Source organism: Bradyrhizobium sp. DOA1 (genome assembly GCF_001593325.1).
Classification (GTDB): Bacteria; Pseudomonadota; Alphaproteobacteria; order Rhizobiales; family Xanthobacteraceae; genus Bradyrhizobium.
Genome location: NZ_JXJM01000001.1, coordinates 3,776,726 through 3,794,108, shown reverse-complemented (window position 1 = coordinate 3,794,108; position 17,383 = coordinate 3,776,726). Strand labels below are relative to the sequence as shown.

Genomic DNA, 17,383 nt, shown 5'->3' with positions numbered 1-17,383 from the left:
CACGGGTACCCCTGCTGCGATCCCATTTGGCCCGTTCGCTTGGCGAGGGCATGATCAATGCCCTGCGCCCTGCACCGGTGCCGCGCTGATGTCGCTGCCGTGATGCGTCAGCGGCTTCATGCCGGTGACGGTCCGCAGCAGCACATAGAACACCGGCGTCAGGAACAGGCCGAACACGGTGACCCCGATCATGCCGGAGAACACGGCAACGCCCATGGCGCGCCGCATCTCCGAGCCGGCGCCGGTCGAGAGAACCAGCGGCAGCACACCCATGATGAAGGCCATCGAGGTCATCAGGATTGGTCGCAGCCGCAACCGACTCGCCTCGATCGCGGCCCGGATCGGCGTGCGCCCGGCGAATTCGAGCTCGCGCGCGAACTCGACGATCAGGATCGCGTTCTTGGCGGAGAGGCCGACGAGCACGATCAAGCCGATCTGGGTGAAGACGTTATTGTCGCCCTTGGAGATCCAGACGCCGAACATCGCGGCGAGCAGCCCCATCGGCACGATCATGATGATCGAAAGCGGCAGGGTCAGGCTCTCATAAAGCGCGGCCAGCACCAGGAACACCAGGAGGATCGCCAGCGGGAAGACCCAGATTCCGGAATTGCCGGCGATGAACTCCTGATAGGTCAGGTCGGTCCATTCGAAGGCAAAGCCCGGCGGCAGCACCTCCGCCGCGATCCGCGTCGCCGCCTCCTGCGCCTGTCCCGATGAGAAGCCGGGCGCAGCCGCCGCGTTGATGTCGGAGGACAGGAAGCCGTTGTAACGGATCGCGCGCTCCGGCCCCGCGCTCTGGCGGATCGTGAGCAGCGCCGACAGCGGCACCATGTCGCCAGAGGAGGAGCGCACTTTCAACTGCCGGATGTCGTCGGCCCGCGCGCGGAACGGTGCGTCGGCCTGGACGCGGACGGAATAGGTGCGGCCGAACTTGTTGAAGTCGTTGACGTAGTAGGAGCCGAGGTAGATCTGAAGCGTGTTGAACACCTCCGTCACGGGGACGCCCAGCTGCAGCGCCTTGGTGCGGTCGATGTCGGCGTAGAGCTGGGGCACGTTGACCTGGAAGCTCGAGAACACGCCGGCGATCTCCGGCGCCTTCTGCATCGCCGCCATGAAGGCGTTGGTCGCTTCGTTCAGCGCCTCATAGCCGAGGCCGGCGCGATCCTCGATCTGCAGCTTGAAGCCGCCGATGGTGCCGAGGCCGTTGACCGGTGGCGGCGGGAACATGGCGATGAAGGCTTCCTGGATCCCGGCATATTTCTTGTTCAGCTCGGCGGCAATCGCAGGGCCGCTGAGCGAAGGATCCTTGCGCTCGTCGAACGGCTTGAGCGTCGAGAACACGATGCCGGCATTGGACGAGTTGGTGAAGCCGGAGATCGACAGGCCAGGGAACGCCACCGAGCTTTCGACACCGGGCTGGGTGAGCGCGATGTCGCTCATCTTGCGGATCACCTCTTCGCTGCGATCGAGCGCGGCGCCGTCTGGCAGGCGGGCGAAGCCGACCAGATACTGTTTGTCCTGGCCCGGCACGAAGCCGCCCGGCACCTGCTGGAACAGGAGCGCAGTGATCCCGACGAGAACCACGTAAAGTCCCATCACCGCGGCCTTGCCCGAGATCACCTTGCTGACGCTGCCGCTATAGTTCTCCGAGGAGCGCGTAAACGCCTTGTTGAAGCCGCGGAAGAACCAGCCGAGGCTTTTTTCCATGATCAGCGTCAGCCGATCCTTCGGCTCGTTATGACCCTTGAGCAGCAGCGCCGACAGTGCCGGCGACAGCGTCAGCGAGTTGACGGCGGAGATCACGGTCGAGATCGCGATCGTCAGCGCGAACTGCTTGTAGAATTGCCCGGTGAGGCCGGAGATGAAGGCGAGCGGCACGAACACCGCGACCAGCACCAAGGCGATCGCAATGATTGGGCCCGACACTTCGCGCATGGCCTGATAGGTGGCATCGCGCGGCGACAATCCGGACTCGATGTTGCGTTCGACGTTCTCGACCACGACGATGGCGTCGTCGACGACGATGCCGATGGCGAGCACGAGGCCGAACAGGCTGAGCGCGTTGATGGAGAAGCCGAACACATGCATTACCGCGAAGGTGCCGACGATCGACACCGGCACGGCGAGCAGGGGGATGATCGAGGCCCGCCAGGTCTGCAGGAACAGGATCACGACCAAAACCACCAGCGCGATCGCCTCCAGCAACGTGTGGATGACGGCCTCGATTGAGGAGCGCACGAACTGGGTGGGGTCGTAAACGATCTGGTAGGACACGCCCTCCGGCATGTTCTTCTTGATCTCCGCCATGGTGGCGCGGACGTTGTCGGAAATCTGCAGCGCGTTGGAGCCGGGCGCCTGGAAGATCGGGATCGCCACCGCCTGCTTGTTGTCCAGTAGCGAGCGCAGGCCGTATTCGGAGGCACCGAGCTCGACGCGCGCGACGTCGCGCAGGCGCACCACCTCGCCGCGGCTACCGGTCTTGACCACGATGTCGCCGAACTGCTCCTCGTTGGCGAGCCGGCCTTCGGCATTGACGGAAAGCTGCAGGTCGATCCCCTTGACGTTCGGGGAGGACCCGACCACGCCGGCGGCGGCCTCGACGTTCTGCGCCTGAATCGCCCTCACGATGTCGCTCGCGGTCAGACCATGCTCGGCAGCCTTCTGCGGATCGACCCAGACCCGCATCGAATAGTCACCGGCGCCATAGAGCTGCACGTCGCCGACGCCGTCGATGCGCGCGAGACGATCCTTGACGTTGAGCACGGCATAGTTGCGCAGATACGTCATGTCGTAGCGGCCGTTCGGCGACAGCAAATGCACGACCATGGTCAGGTCGGGCGACGACTTCTTGGTGATGATGCCGAGCTGGCGCACCACGGCGGGCAGGCGCGGCTCGGCCTGCTGCACGCGGTTCTGCACCAGCTGCGTCGCCTTGTCGGGATCGGTGCCGAGGCGGAACGTCACCGTCAGCGTCATCGCGCCGTCGGTCGTTGCCTGGCTCGACATGTACAGCATGTTCTCGACGCCGTTGATCTGCTCTTCGATCGGCGTTGCCACCGTCTCCGCGATCACCTTGGGGTTGGCGCCGGGATAGGTCGCGCGCACCACGACGGACGGCGGCACGACATCGGGATATTCCGAGATCGGCATCGCGAACAGCGAGATGAGCCCTGCGAGGAAAATCAGGACGGAGAGAACGCCGGCAAAGATCGGACGATCGATGAAGAACTTTGAGAGATTCATGGCCTTGCCCCTGGGCAATATCGTGCGGGTCTCCGCCAACCCCCCGTGGCGCGCGCCATGCGCGCGAACCCGGAATCCAGAGGTGATGTGGTCGGAGTATCAAAATCTCCAGATTCCGGGTTCTCGCTACGCGAGCCCCCGGAATGACGAAGAGTGTCAGCGTTGCACCACGTCCTGGTTGCTGTGGTTGGAGGCCTGCTGCCCGCGCGCGCCCATCGCTGCCACCTCGGTCTTGAGGAGGGCGCCGGGACGCACCCGCTGCAGACCGTTGACCACGATGCGGTCGCCGGACTTGAGGCCGGACGTGACGATGCGAAGCCCGTCAATGGCGCCGCCGAGGGTGACGGTTCGGTAGACGGCGCGGCTGTCGTCGCCGACTGCCATCACGAATTTCTTGTCCTGGTCCGTGCCGATCGCGCGCTCGTCGATCATCACCAGCGACTGCTGCTTCGGCTGCCCCATGCGCACGCGGGCGAACTGGCCGGGGATCAGACGTCCGTCCTCGTTGCGGAACACCGCACGGACTCGGATGGTGCCGCTCTGGCCGTTGACCTGGTTATCGATCAGCTGGATGTGGCCCTTGGCCGAGAGCCCGCCGGAGGTCGCCATTTCCACAGGAATCTGGTCGAGCTTGCCGCGCTGGCCGGAGGAATCCGCGATCGAGTTCAGCGCGCGCAGCACGACCTCTTCATCCGCATCGAACGAGGCGTAGATCGGATTGACCGAGACCAGCGAGGTCAGCACCGGGGAGGCGGTGCCGGCGGCAACGAGATTGCCGACCGTGATCTCGATCTTGCCGACGCGACCGTCCACGGGCGCCCGCACTTCGGTATAGTCGAGATTGAGCTTCGCGGTCTGGAGCGTTGCCTCGGCGGCTTTCACGTTGGCGATCGCTTCGCGATGGGCATTGTCGCGCTGGTCATAGTCGCGGCGGGTGACGACGGCGTTGCCGACCAGCTGCGCGCCGCGCTCGAGCTCGCTCTGGGTGAAGACGACACGCGCCTTGGCGGCCTCGAGCTGGGCATTGGCCTTGTCGACCTCCGCCGCATAGGGCGCCGGATCGATCTTGAACAGCACGTCGCCGGCCTTCACCAGGGCGCCCTCGGTGAAATTGGTCGACAGGATCGCACCCGCCACGCGCGGGCGCAGCTCGACCCGGTTGATGGCCTCGAGCCGGCCGGAGAAATCGTCCCACAGCACGGTCGGCCGCGGCTCGATCATCGCGACGGTGACGGAAACGGCTTGTTCCGCCGCGGCCGCCGGCGCGGTCGCTTGCGCGGGGTGAAAGTAGCGGCCCGTCGCGATCGAGCCGGCGACGGCGAGGGCGCCCACGATGGCGACGCCGCCGAGAAGGCGGCGGAAACGGCCGGTGCGGGCGGTATTTTGGGAGGGATGCATTTGCGCGCTCCAGATATGTAGTGTTCACTACAGATGTGGAGCTGGATACCGCAGTGCAAGATACTTATGTACCATTCACTAAGAAAATTGTACGCCGATACCGCGACGATTGGAAGACACAAGAAAAAGAAAGCTAGAACAATTAGATAGGATCAGGCGTTAGGCTGACACAGGACGCCGATTCCGAGGAGAGCAGGCACATGGGCATGGGACGCCCCCGCGAATTCGACGCCGAAACGGCGTTGGACCAGGCGATGGAAGTGTTTTGGCGCCATGGCTATGAGGGCGCAACCATTGCCCAACTCACCGAAGCCATGGGCATCAACCCTCCGAGTCTCTACGCGTGCTTCGGCAACAAGGAAGGTCTGCTCAAGGCGGCGCTCGATCGCTACACCAAGCTCCGCGGGGTCTGGATGGACGAGGTGGTCGCAGCTCCCACCGCCCGCGCCGTCGCCGAGCGGATGCTGATGGGCATCGCCGACAAGCAGACCGATCCCGCCAATCCGCCCGGCTGCCTGCTCGTGCAGGGTGGGATCGCTTGCGGCTCCGGCTCCGAGAACGTGCCGTTCGAGCTCGCCGCCCGCCGTGCCCAGAATGAAGACCAGCTCCGCGATCGTTTCGTTCGTGCGAAGGCGGAGGGCGATCTGAAGCCGAGCTCCGATCCTGCCGCGCTCGCGCGCTACGTGTCCGCCGTCGCAGTCGGCATGGGTGTGATGGCGTCGTCAGGCGCGGATCGCGAGGCGCTTCGGCAAGTGGCGAGTGTGGCTGTGCAGGCGGTGGAAGCGCAGTCGGCCGACCGGGCGCAATAGACCTTCGTCATTTCGCGGACGGATTCAAGGTAGCGATGGCGGCGGCACGAAGCCGCCGAACTCGCGTTCGATCAGGCCGGCCAGCGCAATCGGGGTTCGGTCTTCGAGGTAGGGCCCGATGATCTGCACGCCGATCGGCAGGCCCGTCGGCGTGCGCTCGATCGGAACGGCGGTTGCCGGCAGTCCGCAGGTCGAAGCGGGGTCCGCCCAGATGAAGCAGGCATCGGCGTAAGGATGAAGCTTTCCATCGATGTCGAGTTGCCGCGCGTCGAACGGCTCGGACTGGTCCTGCAGAAAAGCCGGCACGGCGGCGGCCGGGTAGATCACCGCGTCGAAGTCGCGGAAGAGCTGATGCCACTTCTGTTGCAACTGCAGGCGAGCGGCGTCAGCCACGAGCCAGTCACGATGCAGCATGCCCCAGCCGCGTGCGCGCTCGGCCTGCAGGCTGTGGTCGTCGGGCGAGAGTGTAGCGGCAATCCCTTGCGCCTCTGCGAGAGCGGCCGGGGTCAGCCGCGGGCTGCGCGCGCCGTTGAGCAGCTTCATGTAGAGCCGCGCGGAGTCGGCGAGATCGGGCAGCGAAGTGCTCGAACGTGCGATCCGCGCGCCCGATTTGTCGAGCCGGTCGGCCAGACGTCCGATCGCCGAGCGCACGGCATCTCCGGTCGGCATCAGCGGATGGGTATCGATCACCAGGATTCTGAAATCCCTGAGCCGGTCCTGGCGCGGCGCGGGCAGCGCAAGGCGATAGCCGATGCCATCGCGCGTCTCGTCGGGGCCGGCAATCACGTCGAGCGACAATGCGAGATCCGAGGCGGTGCGCGCCATCGGCCCGACGACAGCGAGATCGCCCTGACCGGGGACGGGCGCTGCCGGCGGCAGGCTGTATCCGCGCAGCGGGACCACGCCGAGGCTCGGCTTGTGTCCGAACACACCGCAGAAATGCGAAGGGACTCGGATCGAGCCGCCGATATCCGAGCCGATCGACAACGGACTGAAGCCCGCAGCCAGCGCCGCGCCGCATCCGCCCGAGGAGCCGCCGGGCGACCGGCCGAGATCCCACGGATTGTTCGTCGTGCCGTAGATCTCGTTGTAGCTCTGGAAGTCCCTGAGGCCGATCGGAATATTGGTCTTGCCGATAACGACGGCGCCCGCTGCCTTCAGCCGCGAGACGATGAGGGCGTCCTCTGCCGGCTGGAAATCCCTGAAATGCGGAAAGCCCCATGTGGTCGGCAGGCCGGCGACGTTGAACGGTTCTTTGAGTGTCACGGGAATGCCGAGCAACGGCAATCGATCACCGCGGCCAAGCACGGCATCGGCGGCGCGCGCGGCGTCCCTTGCGCGATCGAAATCGCGAACGATGACCGCGTTGATCGATCCGTCCAGCGACTCGATGCGCGCAATCGTGTGTTCGAGCAATTCCGACGCAGACACCTTGCGTGCGCGGAGGGCGCTCAGCAATGTGCCGATCGAGCCGTAATCCAGGTCAGCGGCGTCCGCGGTCATCACAATCTCCACATCTCATCGTCTTGGCGAACCGATCCGGGCATCGAGCATGCAATGTTGGGAGCGGGACGAGGAGGTGGCGCAACGGGAAGCAGACCTGCCTGCGTGTGGGGGCGCAGGGTATTCGAACAAGAGGTCGTCATGCCCGGGCTTGTCCCGGGCATCCACGTTCTCAGTGCTGCGTGGTCAAGGCGTGGATGGCCGGGACAAGCCCGGGCATGACGCTGTGGAGCGGGTCAGGACGCTTCCTTGAGCACCGGCGACGCCGTTTCCTCCGCCTTGAGCTCCTCGAGGCTGCGATGCCGCGGCTCGATGCCGAGGGCCCAGACCGTGATGATCTGCACGATGAGCAGACCGATCATCAGCGCCATCACGCCGGCGACGCCGCGCGATTCGAACAGCGACACGACCAGGAACGGCGTGACGATCGTGGCGCCACGCCCCAGCGTATTGACGATACCTGAGGCGCGCAGCCGGACCTCGGTCGGAAACAGCTCAGGGATGTAAATGCCGAACAGGAGCGCGACCAGGACATAGATCGGCACCGTCAGTGCGAAGCCCACGGCCGGCAGCAGGATGGGATCGGAGATCATGGGATAGAGGATGCCCAGCGTCACCGAGATCAGCGATGCGCCGATGATGGTGGGCTTGCGGCCCCAGCGGTCGGCGGTCAATGCACCGATGGCCGAGCCGACGGGCGCGCCGAGCGCCATCAGCAGCGAATAGCCGAACGATGTCGCGACCGACAGGCCCTGCTTGACGAAGAACACGGGCAGCCATGTCACGAAGCCGTAGAGCAGGGTGTTGATCGTGATCAGGCAGATGGCGCCGACGATCATCCGCGACAGCAAGGGCGCAGTGAACAACGTGCCGAGATCGGGGGCGACCGGCGCGGGTGTCGTGGGCGCAGGCGGAGGCAAGGGCTGACCCTGCGCCGCTTCCTTCTCGATCGCCTGCATCAACTCTTCCGCTTCAGCGGTGCGTCCCACGGCTTCCAGCCAGCGCGGCGATTCCGGCAGCGACTTGCGCATGTACCAGACGACGAGGGCGCCGACCCCGCCGAGCACGAACATCGAGCGCCAGCCGAAGTGCGGCACGAGCACGGACGCGATCAAAAGGGCCGCGGGCAGGCCGGTCACGACGCACACGGCGGTGAGACCGAGCCATTTGCCGCGGGTGCGGGCCGGCACGAACTCCGTCATCGTCGAATAGCCGACGACGTTCTCCGCTCCAAGGCCGACGCCCATCACGAAGCGGCAGGCGATCAGGAAAGTCATGTTCGGCGAGAATGCCGCGGCGAGGGAAGCAATGCCGAAAAGAAGCAAATTGAATTGATAGGTGAAGCGGCGTCCGAAGCGGTCGCCGAGGAAGCCGGTGCCGAACGATCCGAGCATCATGCCGACGAAGGTCGCGGAGATGAAGGCCGCGTTCTGGGCGAGCGTCGAAAAGCCTGACTTCAGCGTCACGCTGAGCACGGTTCCGGCGATGTAAATGTCGAAACCGTCGAAGAACATGCCGATGCCGATCAGCAGCATGATGCGGCGGTGGAATGGTCCGATCGGCAGTCGATCCAGTCGGCTGCCTGCGTTCACCGATATCGACATTGCGCTCTCCCTTGACTGTTATTCTAATTGATCCGGCCCGCCTTCTATGGGCGGTCGGCCGCCTCTCGTTCTGTCAGTTCAGCCGCTTCTGATTGGCCGTGTCGCGATACCAGTCGAACGGCTGCTCGTGCGTTGCGACCATCACGCTCTTGGTATTGAAGTGGTCGGTGAAGCTCTCGGTGCCGCATTCGCGGCCGATACCGGAATCGTCGACGCCGCCCCAGGGCGAGGCTGGGTCGAGTCGGTGATGATCGTTGATCCAGACGATGCCGGCCTTGACGGAAGCCGCGACGCGGTGCGCGCGGGCGACATCGCGGGTGCGAATGGCCGCGGCGAGGCCGAACGGCGAATCGTTTGCGAGCCTGAGCGCATCGGCCTCGTCCTTGAACGGCGTCACCGAGGTGAAGGGACCGAACACTTCTTCCTGGAAGATGCGCATGTCGGACTTGACGTCGGCGAAGACCGTCGGTTCGACGAAAAAGCCGTTGTCGTGACCCGGTACTTTCGCAGCGACGCCGCCGGCGACGAGACGCGCGCCATCGGCGTGGCCATAGCGCGCATAGGCGAGCACGCGGTCGCGCTGCTTGGCCGAGATCACGGGACCCATCTGAGTGTTCGCATCGAAGGGATCGCCGACGCGGATCGTGCGGGTCTTGGCCTGCAGCTTCTCGACGAATTCGTCGTAGATCGAGGCCTGAACGATATGGCGCGAGGCGCAGACGCAGGTCTGTCCTGCACCGATGAACGCGCCAAAGGCGGCGTAATTGACGGCCCGATCGACGTCGAAATCGTCGAACACCATCACCGGCGTCTTGCCGCCGAGCTCCATGGTCTGATGCGCAAACACCTTTGCGGCCGCGCTGCCGGCAATGCGGCCCGCCTCGGTGCCGCCGGTCAGGACCAGCTTGTTGATGTCGCCATGCTCGGCCAGCATCTTGCCGGCGCTCGGGCCGAGTCCCAGCACGATATTGAAGACGCCGGGCGGCAGGCCCGCTTCGGTGAAGATCTGCGCCAGCTTCAGGGTCGTGAGCGGCGTGTATTCGGACGGCTTGACCACGGTGACGCATCCGGTCGCCAGCACCACGGCGAGCGACTTGCAAAGGATCATCAGCGGGTGATTGAACGGCGTGCAGTTGGCAACGATGCCGATGGGGGTGCGGAGCGTATAGTTTAGATAGGCGCCTTCGACGGGGATCACGGAATCGCGGCGCGACAGCGCAAGGCCGGCGAAGTAGCGAAAGAAATCGGGCAAGCGGGAGAGCTGTGCGCGAGTCTCGTTGACCGGGCGGCCGTTGTTGAGGGTTTCCAGCCGATACAGGCTGTCGAGATTGGCTTCAAAGGCGTCGGCCAGCCTGTTGACCAGCCTGGCACGCGCGCGCGTGTCCATACCGCCCCAGGCCTTGCCTTCGAACGCCGCGCGCGCGCTCTTCATGGCGCGGTCGATGTCTTCGGCCGTCGAGTTGGGGATGCGGGCGATCACGTCGCCGGTCGCGGGATTGCGGACGTCCAGCATCGCGCCGCCTCCGGCTTCGACTTCATGTCCATCGATGAAATTGCCGTGGGTTTCGACGTCGATTGACGCGGGTTTGGGGGGAACGTTCATGATGACCTCTCTTCGACGATAACGGCGTTGCGCTTGAGCGCCGGCAGCACACGTTTTTCGGTGGCCCCGATATGGGCCTTGATGATGCGGGCCGCGGTTCGCGTTTCGCGGTTCTGCATGGCGTCGATCAGGGCGACGTGCTCGGCGACGAGCTTGGCGGGGTCGTGGCCCTTCAGGTTGGAGATGCTAACGCGGACCAGCCGGTCGGCTTGGCCGATCAGGTCGCACAGCGCGGTCGCCATGCGGCGATTGCCGGAGGCGTGCGCCAGCGCGGTGTGGAAGCCGCGATTGTAGGTGATGAAGTCCTCGTGGCTGCCCGAGAAGCGGCGGAATTCGTCGAGCGATTTCAGAACGCTGTCGGGCGCGCTCTCGATCGCTTCAGTGACACAGGCCGGCTCCAGGGCGAGGCGGAAGCGCAGGAGGTCGCGGGCATCCGAGAGCGAGATCGGGGTGACCCGATAGCCCTGGCGCGGCTGCACCGTGACGAGGTGCTCGCGCTGGAGCCGCAAAAGCGCGTCCCGGACCGGCTGGCGGCTCACCGAATAGCGTTCGGCCAGGTCCTGCTCTCGCATTTCATCGCCCGGCGCGAAGCGGCATGCTAAAATATCAGATCTGAGAAGGTCATAGATATTTTCGCGTAAAAGCATGTGATATTACCTCTGTTGAGGCCTAATATTTCAGTCGTGATATTTCACGTCAAGAGCTAGATGCTTGAATTCTCTGTCAGTTGATTTATCAGTCCCAGGGCACGCGAGCAGGCGTGATCCGATTGATGCAGCTTGGGAAGACCGGACATGGACAGGCTTTTTGCCAACGGGACCGTCAACGCCGCGCAGACGGGCGAGGGGCCGCCGCTCTTTCTTTTCCACTCGCTGCTGTCGGATCGGGCCAGCTTCGACACGATCGTGCCCAAGCTCGAGACGTCGTTTCGCACCATCGTCCCGGAGCTGCCGGGGTTCGGCCGCTCACGCGCGGTCGAGGGTGGACTTGCTGCTGTCGCGGACCGGATGGCCGAGGCGGTGCAGGATGCCGCGGGCGGTGCGCCGCCGATCGTGCTTGGCAATGGCTATGGCGGCTTCGTTGCCTTGCAGATGGCACTTCGCCATCCGGGAATTGCCAGCCGGCTCGTTCTGGCCGATTGCGGCGCAGCTTTTTCCGAGCCCGGCCGCGAGGCGTTCCGCAACATGGCGAGGATCTCGCGCGAGAAGGGACTGGAGGCCATCACCGATGTTGCGATGCGCCGCCTGTTCGCGCCCGAATTTCAGGCGCAGCACCCGGAGCTGATGCGGGGACGCCGTGAAGCCTTTCTGAGGACAGACCCGGATGTGTTTCGCGCCGCGTGCGATGCATTAGCTGGACTTGATCTTCGTGCCGAGCTCGCCGGCTTGGATGTGCCGGTGCTCGTCATAGTGGGCGAACACGACGAGGCGACGCCACCGCCGATGTCACACGAGCTGGCTACAGGTCTGCCGCGCGCCGAACTCAAGATCATTTCGGGATGCGCGCACGTGCCACAGCTGCAATCACCGGAGCAGTTTCTCGGCGCTATCGAGGACTTCTTGCGCTGAGCCCACTTGGGCGGCCGGCTTGCGATCGAATTGCCATGCCTTCCGGGCGGTTAATGCCTGCCCGGAGGACGCCTCATGCGGTGCGAAATTCTTCAATGATTTGTACTGTGCATGGGGTTGTTTTCGCATTCTTGTTTGAGCGTGCCCGGAGCCTGAGCATCCAGCGCCCGAAGCCGTATCGATACGGAACCCCCTAAGAGTTTCTACACACAGTTCTGGCACGTTCCGCGCGACAAAACCTGCAACCTGCATCGTGTCTCATTGCGTGCACGAAAAGACGGGGTCCGCGGGCATCGAGGGGGCGTGAGCCATGACTGCAATTGCGTCGGATGCCGATCGCGCGAAGCGAGGGATCGTGCCGATCCTTTTGTGCGTCGTGCCGTTCAGCCAGATTCCACTCGACGCCTATACGCCCGGCCTGCCGCAGATGGTGGTCGATCTCGCCACTGACGCGGCCTCGATGCAGAATACTGTCACCGCCTATATGCTCGGCATGTCTCTGGCGCTGGTGCCGGTCGGCATTGCCTCTGACACGCTCGGCCGGCGCAACGTCCTGCTCGCGGGCCTGTCGGTGCTGATCGCGATGAGCATTGCCTGTGCGCTGGCCACCAGCGCGACGCTGCTGCTCGCGTTGCGTTTCCTGCAAGGCGTCGGCGGCTGCACCTGTCTCGTCGTCGCCTATGCCGTCGGAGCCGACTGTTATCGTGGACGCGAGCTCACCGCGATTTCCGGCCTGCTTGGCGCGGCCTGGGGTCTCGCGCCCGTGTTGGCACCGGCCGCGGGCGGCTTCATCGTCGAGCTGACGTCCTGGCGCGGCGTGTTCGTCGTCATTGCCATCACAGCTGCGCTTGTCGCCGCGGTCGTCGTGCTGTTCCTGCCCGAAACGTTGCCGACAGAGCGGCGCGCGCCGTTCGATCCGCGTCGCACCGCCGGCATTTTACGCGAGGCCCTGGTCCGTCCGGGCTTCCTGGCTTTCGTACTGGTATTTGCCGCGGCCGCCAGCGCGCAACTGGCATTCGGCGTCGTCGCGCCGTTCTTCTACCAGACCGGGCTTGGTTATTCCGCGGCCATCTACGGCCTCGTCGCGCTCGGACTTGGCGGAGTGAATCTCGCCGGCGAGCTCGGCTGCGCGCATTTCGCGCGCTTCATGCCGGCTCGCATGATGGGCTTCGGCGCCTTCGCACTATACCTCGCCGGCGCTGCGGTCTTGACCGTAACAGGCCTGACGCTGGGCCTCGATTTCGTGTCGATCACGCTTGGCGGCGCGCTGGTGCTCGGCGGCTGCGGCGTGCTGTGCCCGATGATGTACGGCATGGCGCTCGGCCTGTTCGAACGCGACCACGGCCTGATCGGTGGCCTCATCAGCGCGCTCTGCTATCTCGCGGTGAGCGGCGCCATGGCGATCGCGGCAGTGCTGCCCGAGGCGACGCAGGCGCCGCTCGGATGGCTCTATCTCGGTCTCTGCATTGTTGCCGGCACTCTGCTCACGATCTCGCTGCCTTCGGCGCGCCAAGCCACACAGAATTAAGGAAGGACCTAAATCATGACCACCGTTGGTATTCGCGGCACGTTCTTCGACTTCGTCGACGACCCCTGGAAGCACGTCGGCAACGAGCAGGCGGCTGCGCGCTTTCACCAGGACGGCCTCATGGTCGTCACGGACGGTGTCATCAAGGCGTTCGGTCCTTATGACAAGATTTCCGCTGCGCATCCGGACTTAGAGATCACCCACATCAAGGATCGCATCATCGTCCCGGGCTTCATCGACGGTCACATCCATCTGCCGCAAACTCGGGTGCTGGGGGCCTATGGTGAGCAGCTCCTGCCGTGGCTCCAGAAGTGGGTCTATCCGGAAGAGCTCAAATACCGCGATCGCAACTACGCGCGCGAGGGCGTAAAGCGTTTCCTCGACGCGCTGCTCGCCTCCGGCACCACCACCTGCCAGGCCTTCACCAGCTCCTCTCCGGTCTCGACCGAAGAGCTGTTCGAGGAAGCGGCCCGCCGCAACATGCGCGTCATCGCGGGCCTCACCGGCATCGATCGCAACGCGCCGGCCGATTTCATCGATACGCCCGAGAATTTCTATCGCGACAGCAAGCGGTTGATTGCGCAGTACCACAACAAGGGCCGCAACCTCTACGCGATCACGCCGCGCTTCGCCTTCGGCGCCTCGCCGGAACTGCTGAAGGCGTGTCAGCGCCTCAAGCACGAGCATCCGGACTGCTGGGTCAACACCCACATCTCCGAGAACCCGGCCGAATGCAGTGGCGTCCTCGTCGAGCATCCCGACTGCCAGGACTATCTCGGCGTCTACGAGAAGTTCGACCTGGTCGGCCCGAAATTCTCCGGCGGCCACGGCGTCTATCTCTCGAACAACGAGTTCCGCCGCATGTCGAAGAAGGGCGCGGCAGTGGTGTTCTGCCCGTGCTCGAACCTGTTCCTCGGCAGCGGCCTGTTCCGGCTTGGCCGCGCCACCGATCCCGAGCATCGCGTCAAGATGTCGTTCGGCACCGATGTCGTCGGCGGCAACCGCTTCTCGATGATCTCCGTGCTCGACGACGCCTACAAGGTCGGCATGTGCAACAATACGCTGCTCGACGGCAGCATCGATCCCACTCGCAAGGACCTCGCGGAAGCAGAGCGCAACAAGCTCTCGCCCTATCGCGGCTTCTGGTCGATCACGCTCGGCGGCGCCGAAGGCCTCTATATCGACGACAAGCTCGGCAATTTCGAGCCCGGCAAGGAAGCCGATTTCGTCGCGCTCGATCCGAACGGCGGGCAGATCGCGCAGTCCTGGCATCAGTCGTTGATCGCCGACGGCGCCGGGCCGCGCATGATGGACGAGGCCGCAAGCATGCTGTTTGCCGTCATGATGGTCGGCGACGATCGCTGCGTCGACGAGACCTGGGTGATGGGCAAGCGTCTCTATAAGAAGAACTGAAGCGGACGCGGCCAATGAGCGCAACTCCCGATGCGGCCAGCCAGCCGGTCGCTCTCGTCATCCAGCGCCGCATCACTGACGACGGCTTTGCTGCGTTCGCACGTTGGAACGGCGAGGTCGGTGAGGCGCTCAAGACATGGCCCGGCTTCCTCAGCCAGGAGGTCGTGCCGCCGCAGCCGCCGGCGCATGTCGACTGGGTGACGATTTTGCGTTTCGCCAGCCCGGCCGCGGCGCGCGCCTGGCTTCAGAGCGAGGTGCGGGCGAAGCTGATCGGACAGGTGCAGCGCTTCTTCGTCGGTTCGGAAGACGTCCATATCCTGCCCGACACCGGCGTTCAGCGCGACAATGCGGTCTCCGCCGTCATCTCCTTCGAGGTCCCGGACGGGCTCGACGATGCGTTCCTCAAATGGCAGCAGCGCATCCAGGCCGCGGAAGCCGAGTTCAAGGGATTTCTGCGCCACAAGATCGAGCGGCCTATTCCGGGCCTGCACGACGAATGGATCATCATCCTGTCGTTCGATACCGATGCCAATCTCAATGCATGGCTGGACTCGCCGTTGCGGCAGACACTTCTGAGGGAAGGCGAGCGCTTCAACGCCGGGATGAACGTCAAGCGGGCAAGCTACGGCTTCAATTTCTGGTTCCCATCCGGCAAGGCGCAGGCCCCGGAGCAGAGCTCAAGCCTGATCTGGAAGAGCAACCTGATCGTCCTTCTGGTGCTCTATCCCGTGGTCTATCTCTGGGGCACTTTCATCAGCGCCCCCCTGATCGACAGTCGTGGCGTGCCGGTCTGGTTGTCGCTCTTCATCGGCAATCTCGTCAGCACGCAGCTGCTGGGGTGGTGGCTGGTGCCGGCCGCCTTCAGGGCGCTCGACTGGTGGGTCACGCCGAAGGCGACGATCAGCCGCCAGATTGCGGGATACACACTCCTTGCCGCGCTCTACGGCGCGTCGATGGGCCTGTACGCGCTGCTGCTTGCGTGGCATTGGGGACGGTGAGACTGTCCACAGTCGGCACGCGACGACCATGTTCGCCCTGACATTTCTCGGAACTTCGGCCAGCGTTCCCTCGGTGGAGCGCAACCATCCGGCGCTGCTCGTGGAGGCCGCGGGCAAGCGTATCCTTGTCGATTGCGGCGAGGGCACCCAGCGCCAGCTGCTGCGCAGTGGCGCCGGCTTCCGGCGGCTCGACCGCATCCTGCTGACGCATGCTCATCTTGATCACGTGCTCGGTATTCCCGGTCTCTTCTCGACGCTCGGCTTGCGCCGGACCGCCGAGACGATGACTGTCCATGGAGGGCAGGGCACGCTCGACCTCGTCATCAGCATGCTCGCAGGCCTGTGGGGTGCGGGCAGGGCGCCGATCGCAGTCGCGTTCGCGTCGCTGACGGAAGGGCGGGTCATCGACGCCGGCGACTTCACCATCGACTGCTTTCCGGTTCGCCATCGCGATACCGACAGTTTTGGCTTCGCCTTCAGGAGTCCCGCACGCCGACATCTTTTGTCCGATCGCCTCGCCGCGCTCGGCCTTCCCGACGGTCCCTTGCGCGGAGAATTGGCTGCGGGACGACCGGTCGTGATCGGCGATCGAACGATCAACCCGGAAGAGGTCCTGGGGCCACCGAGCGGCGGCAGCAAGCTCGTCGTGATCGGCGACACCGAGACCACCGAGGGTCTGGCACGATATGCGGCTGACGCTGATTTGCTGGTGATCGAGGCGACTTTCCTCGATCGCGACGCGTCGACCGCGCGCGACTACGGCCACCTCACTGCGCGCGATGCAGCCGTTTTTGCCGCGGCAAACAATATCGGCCAGCTCGTGCTCACGCATCAGTCAGGCCGCTATGAGGACGACGAGGTCCTTGCGGAAGCAGCCGCGATCTTTCCGAGCACCCGGATCGCGGCCGACTTCGATCGCATCGTCGTCTAGCGAGACGTCATCTCGGCTGGCTTCACAGGCCGGCGGCAACACCGAGGCGGCCGATGCCTGGCAGCTTGATCGCGGGGCGCCGAATGTCGAAGCCAAGCACGGCGCCGAAGAAGTTGATCTCGAGACCTTCGACCCAGCCGAGCGTCAGGCCGAGATAGCCCGAGAGCGAGGCATAGAAGCCAGTGCCAGAGGCGGTCAATCCGATCCATCGCCCGGAATAGGGATAGTCCTTGCCGATGGCTGTCGGCGGCAGAACCGCGTGAAGCTCCGGCACGGCATCCAAAGCGGCCTGCACGAAGGTGTTCGAATTCGGACCGGGCCAGGCGCTGTAATCGCCGTAGGCTCGAAATCTGTAGTTCTCGACGACGTCTCGGATCTTGGGGATCAGCGTTTCAGCCTTGGCGCCGTCGATGGCGACGACGGCCTCCGGCATGGCGCCGAACCAACGTCCATCGGGGACGAAACCATTGCTCCGGATCGGTTCCCCCCAGGCCGTATAGTCGTAGCGGCTATAGCTGGCCGCGTCCTTCTCCTTGACGACAATCCAGGTGTGGACCGCAAAGATGCTTCGCCACCGCACCGTTCGGGCAGCGTAGACTCGGATCAGGGCTTCCGGATGCGAGGCGGCGGGCGGCAGCAGGCCGGCGCTTGAACGGTCCGCGGTCTGCCAATTGCCGCGGCCATCCCCGGCCCAGAAATAGCGGGCGGCCGAAATTCCGATCGGCACGAAGACCAGCAGCAGAAATATGAGCACGGATTTTCTCAAGGGAAATCAGGTTCGGCGG

Annotated in this window: 13 protein-coding genes; 6 read left to right on the top strand and 7 right to left on the bottom strand. The window is 64.6% G+C overall.

Features of this window, described 5'->3' with window-relative positions; translation table 11 throughout:
- Window positions 1–54: 54 nt before the first annotated feature.
- The gene (locus SE91_RS18095) at window positions 55–3,243 is read right to left on the bottom strand and encodes an efflux RND transporter permease subunit (protein ID WP_060735779.1); all 3,189 of its coding nucleotides are present in this window, start codon (window positions 3,241–3,243) and stop codon (window positions 55–57) included.
- A 156-nt stretch (window positions 3,244–3,399) separates the two neighbouring features.
- Window positions 3,400–4,641: an efflux RND transporter periplasmic adaptor subunit gene (locus SE91_RS18090; protein ID WP_061848550.1), complete on the bottom strand. Its 1,242-nt coding sequence runs from the start codon at window positions 4,639–4,641 to the stop codon at window positions 3,400–3,402.
- A gap of 200 nt (window positions 4,642–4,841) precedes the next feature.
- Here SE91_RS18090 and SE91_RS18085 point away from each other — a divergent pair, with 200 nt between their 5' ends.
- Window positions 4,842–5,450, top strand: coding sequence for a TetR/AcrR family transcriptional regulator (locus tag SE91_RS18085; protein ID WP_061848549.1), 609 nt, complete (start codon window positions 4,842–4,844; stop codon window positions 5,448–5,450).
- Window positions 5,451–5,474: 24 nt separating this feature from the next.
- On the opposite strand, the gene SE91_RS18080 is transcribed toward SE91_RS18085, so the two are convergent.
- The 4 genes from SE91_RS18080 to SE91_RS18065 all read right to left on the bottom strand — a co-directional run bounded on the left by SE91_RS18080 (window position 5,475) and on the right by SE91_RS18065 (window position 10,807).
- On the bottom strand, window positions 5,475–6,953 hold the full coding sequence (locus tag SE91_RS18080; RefSeq protein WP_061848548.1) for an amidase: 1,479 nt from the start codon (window positions 6,951–6,953) through the stop codon (window positions 5,475–5,477).
- 236 nt (window positions 6,954–7,189) lie between these two features.
- Window positions 7,190–8,557, bottom strand: a complete 1,368-nt coding sequence (locus SE91_RS18075; protein ID WP_061848547.1) for an MFS transporter — start codon at window positions 8,555–8,557, stop codon at window positions 7,190–7,192.
- Window positions 8,558–8,630: 73 nt separating this feature from the next.
- Window positions 8,631–10,160, bottom strand: coding sequence for an aldehyde dehydrogenase (locus SE91_RS18070; protein ID WP_061848546.1), 1,530 nt, complete (start codon window positions 10,158–10,160; stop codon window positions 8,631–8,633).
- Window positions 10,157–10,807: a GntR family transcriptional regulator gene (locus SE91_RS18065; protein WP_061848545.1), complete on the bottom strand. Its 651-nt coding sequence runs from the start codon at window positions 10,805–10,807 to the stop codon at window positions 10,157–10,159. The genes SE91_RS18070 and SE91_RS18065 overlap by 4 nt, the downstream gene beginning before the upstream one ends.
- Window positions 10,808–10,954: 147 nt before the next feature.
- Between SE91_RS18065 and SE91_RS18060 the strand changes: the two genes are divergently transcribed.
- From SE91_RS18060 to SE91_RS18040, 5 genes are all read left to right on the top strand, one after another.
- Entirely contained in the window at window positions 10,955–11,728 is a 774-nt protein-coding gene (locus SE91_RS18060) for an alpha/beta fold hydrolase (RefSeq protein WP_061848544.1), read from the top strand.
- A 310-nt stretch (window positions 11,729–12,038) separates the two neighbouring features.
- Window positions 12,039–13,256, top strand: coding sequence for a multidrug effflux MFS transporter (locus tag SE91_RS18055; protein ID WP_061848543.1), 1,218 nt, complete (start codon window positions 12,039–12,041; stop codon window positions 13,254–13,256).
- A gap of 15 nt (window positions 13,257–13,271) precedes the next feature.
- Window positions 13,272–14,669, top strand: a complete 1,398-nt coding sequence (gene guaD / locus SE91_RS18050; protein WP_061848542.1) for a guanine deaminase — start codon at window positions 13,272–13,274, stop codon at window positions 14,667–14,669.
- Between the two features lie 14 nt (window positions 14,670–14,683).
- The gene (locus tag SE91_RS18045; protein WP_061848541.1) at window positions 14,684–15,667 is read left to right on the top strand and encodes an antibiotic biosynthesis monooxygenase; all 984 of its coding nucleotides are present in this window, start codon (window positions 14,684–14,686) and stop codon (window positions 15,665–15,667) included.
- A gap of 28 nt (window positions 15,668–15,695) precedes the next feature.
- A complete protein-coding gene (locus SE91_RS18040; RefSeq protein WP_061848540.1) occupies window positions 15,696–16,598 on the top strand; it encodes a ribonuclease Z in 903 nt (300 codons plus the stop codon).
- Between the two features lie 22 nt (window positions 16,599–16,620).
- Here SE91_RS18040 and SE91_RS18035 read toward each other — a convergent pair whose 3' ends face one another.
- Window positions 16,621–17,352, bottom strand: coding sequence for a DUF3750 domain-containing protein (locus tag SE91_RS18035; RefSeq protein WP_061848539.1), 732 nt, complete (start codon window positions 17,350–17,352; stop codon window positions 16,621–16,623).
- Window positions 17,353–17,383: the final 31 nt, after the last annotated feature.

Excerpts from the sequence above, each read along its gene's own strand:
- SE91_RS18095 (WP_060735779.1), bottom strand. The coding sequence starts at position 3,243 with ATGAATCTCTCAAAGTTCTTCATCGATCGTCCGATCTTTGCCGGCGTT.
- SE91_RS18090 (WP_061848550.1), bottom strand. The coding sequence starts at position 4,641 with ATGCATCCCTCCCAAAATACCGCCCGCACCGGCCGTTTCCGCCGCCTT.
- SE91_RS18085 (WP_061848549.1), top strand. The coding sequence starts at position 4,842 with ATGGGCATGGGACGCCCCCGCGAATTCGACGCCGAAACGGCGTTGGAC.
- SE91_RS18080 (WP_061848548.1), bottom strand. The coding sequence starts at position 6,953 with ATGACCGCGGACGCCGCTGACCTGGATTACGGCTCGATCGGCACATTG.
- SE91_RS18075 (WP_061848547.1), bottom strand. The coding sequence starts at position 8,557 with ATGTCGATATCGGTGAACGCAGGCAGCCGACTGGATCGACTGCCGATC.
- SE91_RS18070 (WP_061848546.1), bottom strand. The coding sequence starts at position 10,160 with ATGAACGTTCCCCCCAAACCCGCGTCAATCGACGTCGAAACCCACGGC.
- SE91_RS18065 (WP_061848545.1), bottom strand. The coding sequence starts at position 10,807 with ATGCTTTTACGCGAAAATATCTATGACCTTCTCAGATCTGATATTTTA.
- SE91_RS18060 (WP_061848544.1), top strand. The coding sequence starts at position 10,955 with ATGGACAGGCTTTTTGCCAACGGGACCGTCAACGCCGCGCAGACGGGC.
- SE91_RS18055 (WP_061848543.1), top strand. The coding sequence starts at position 12,039 with ATGACTGCAATTGCGTCGGATGCCGATCGCGCGAAGCGAGGGATCGTG.
- guaD (WP_061848542.1), top strand. The coding sequence starts at position 13,272 with ATGACCACCGTTGGTATTCGCGGCACGTTCTTCGACTTCGTCGACGAC.
- SE91_RS18045 (WP_061848541.1), top strand. The coding sequence starts at position 14,684 with ATGAGCGCAACTCCCGATGCGGCCAGCCAGCCGGTCGCTCTCGTCATC.
- SE91_RS18040 (WP_061848540.1), top strand. The coding sequence starts at position 15,696 with ATGTTCGCCCTGACATTTCTCGGAACTTCGGCCAGCGTTCCCTCGGTG.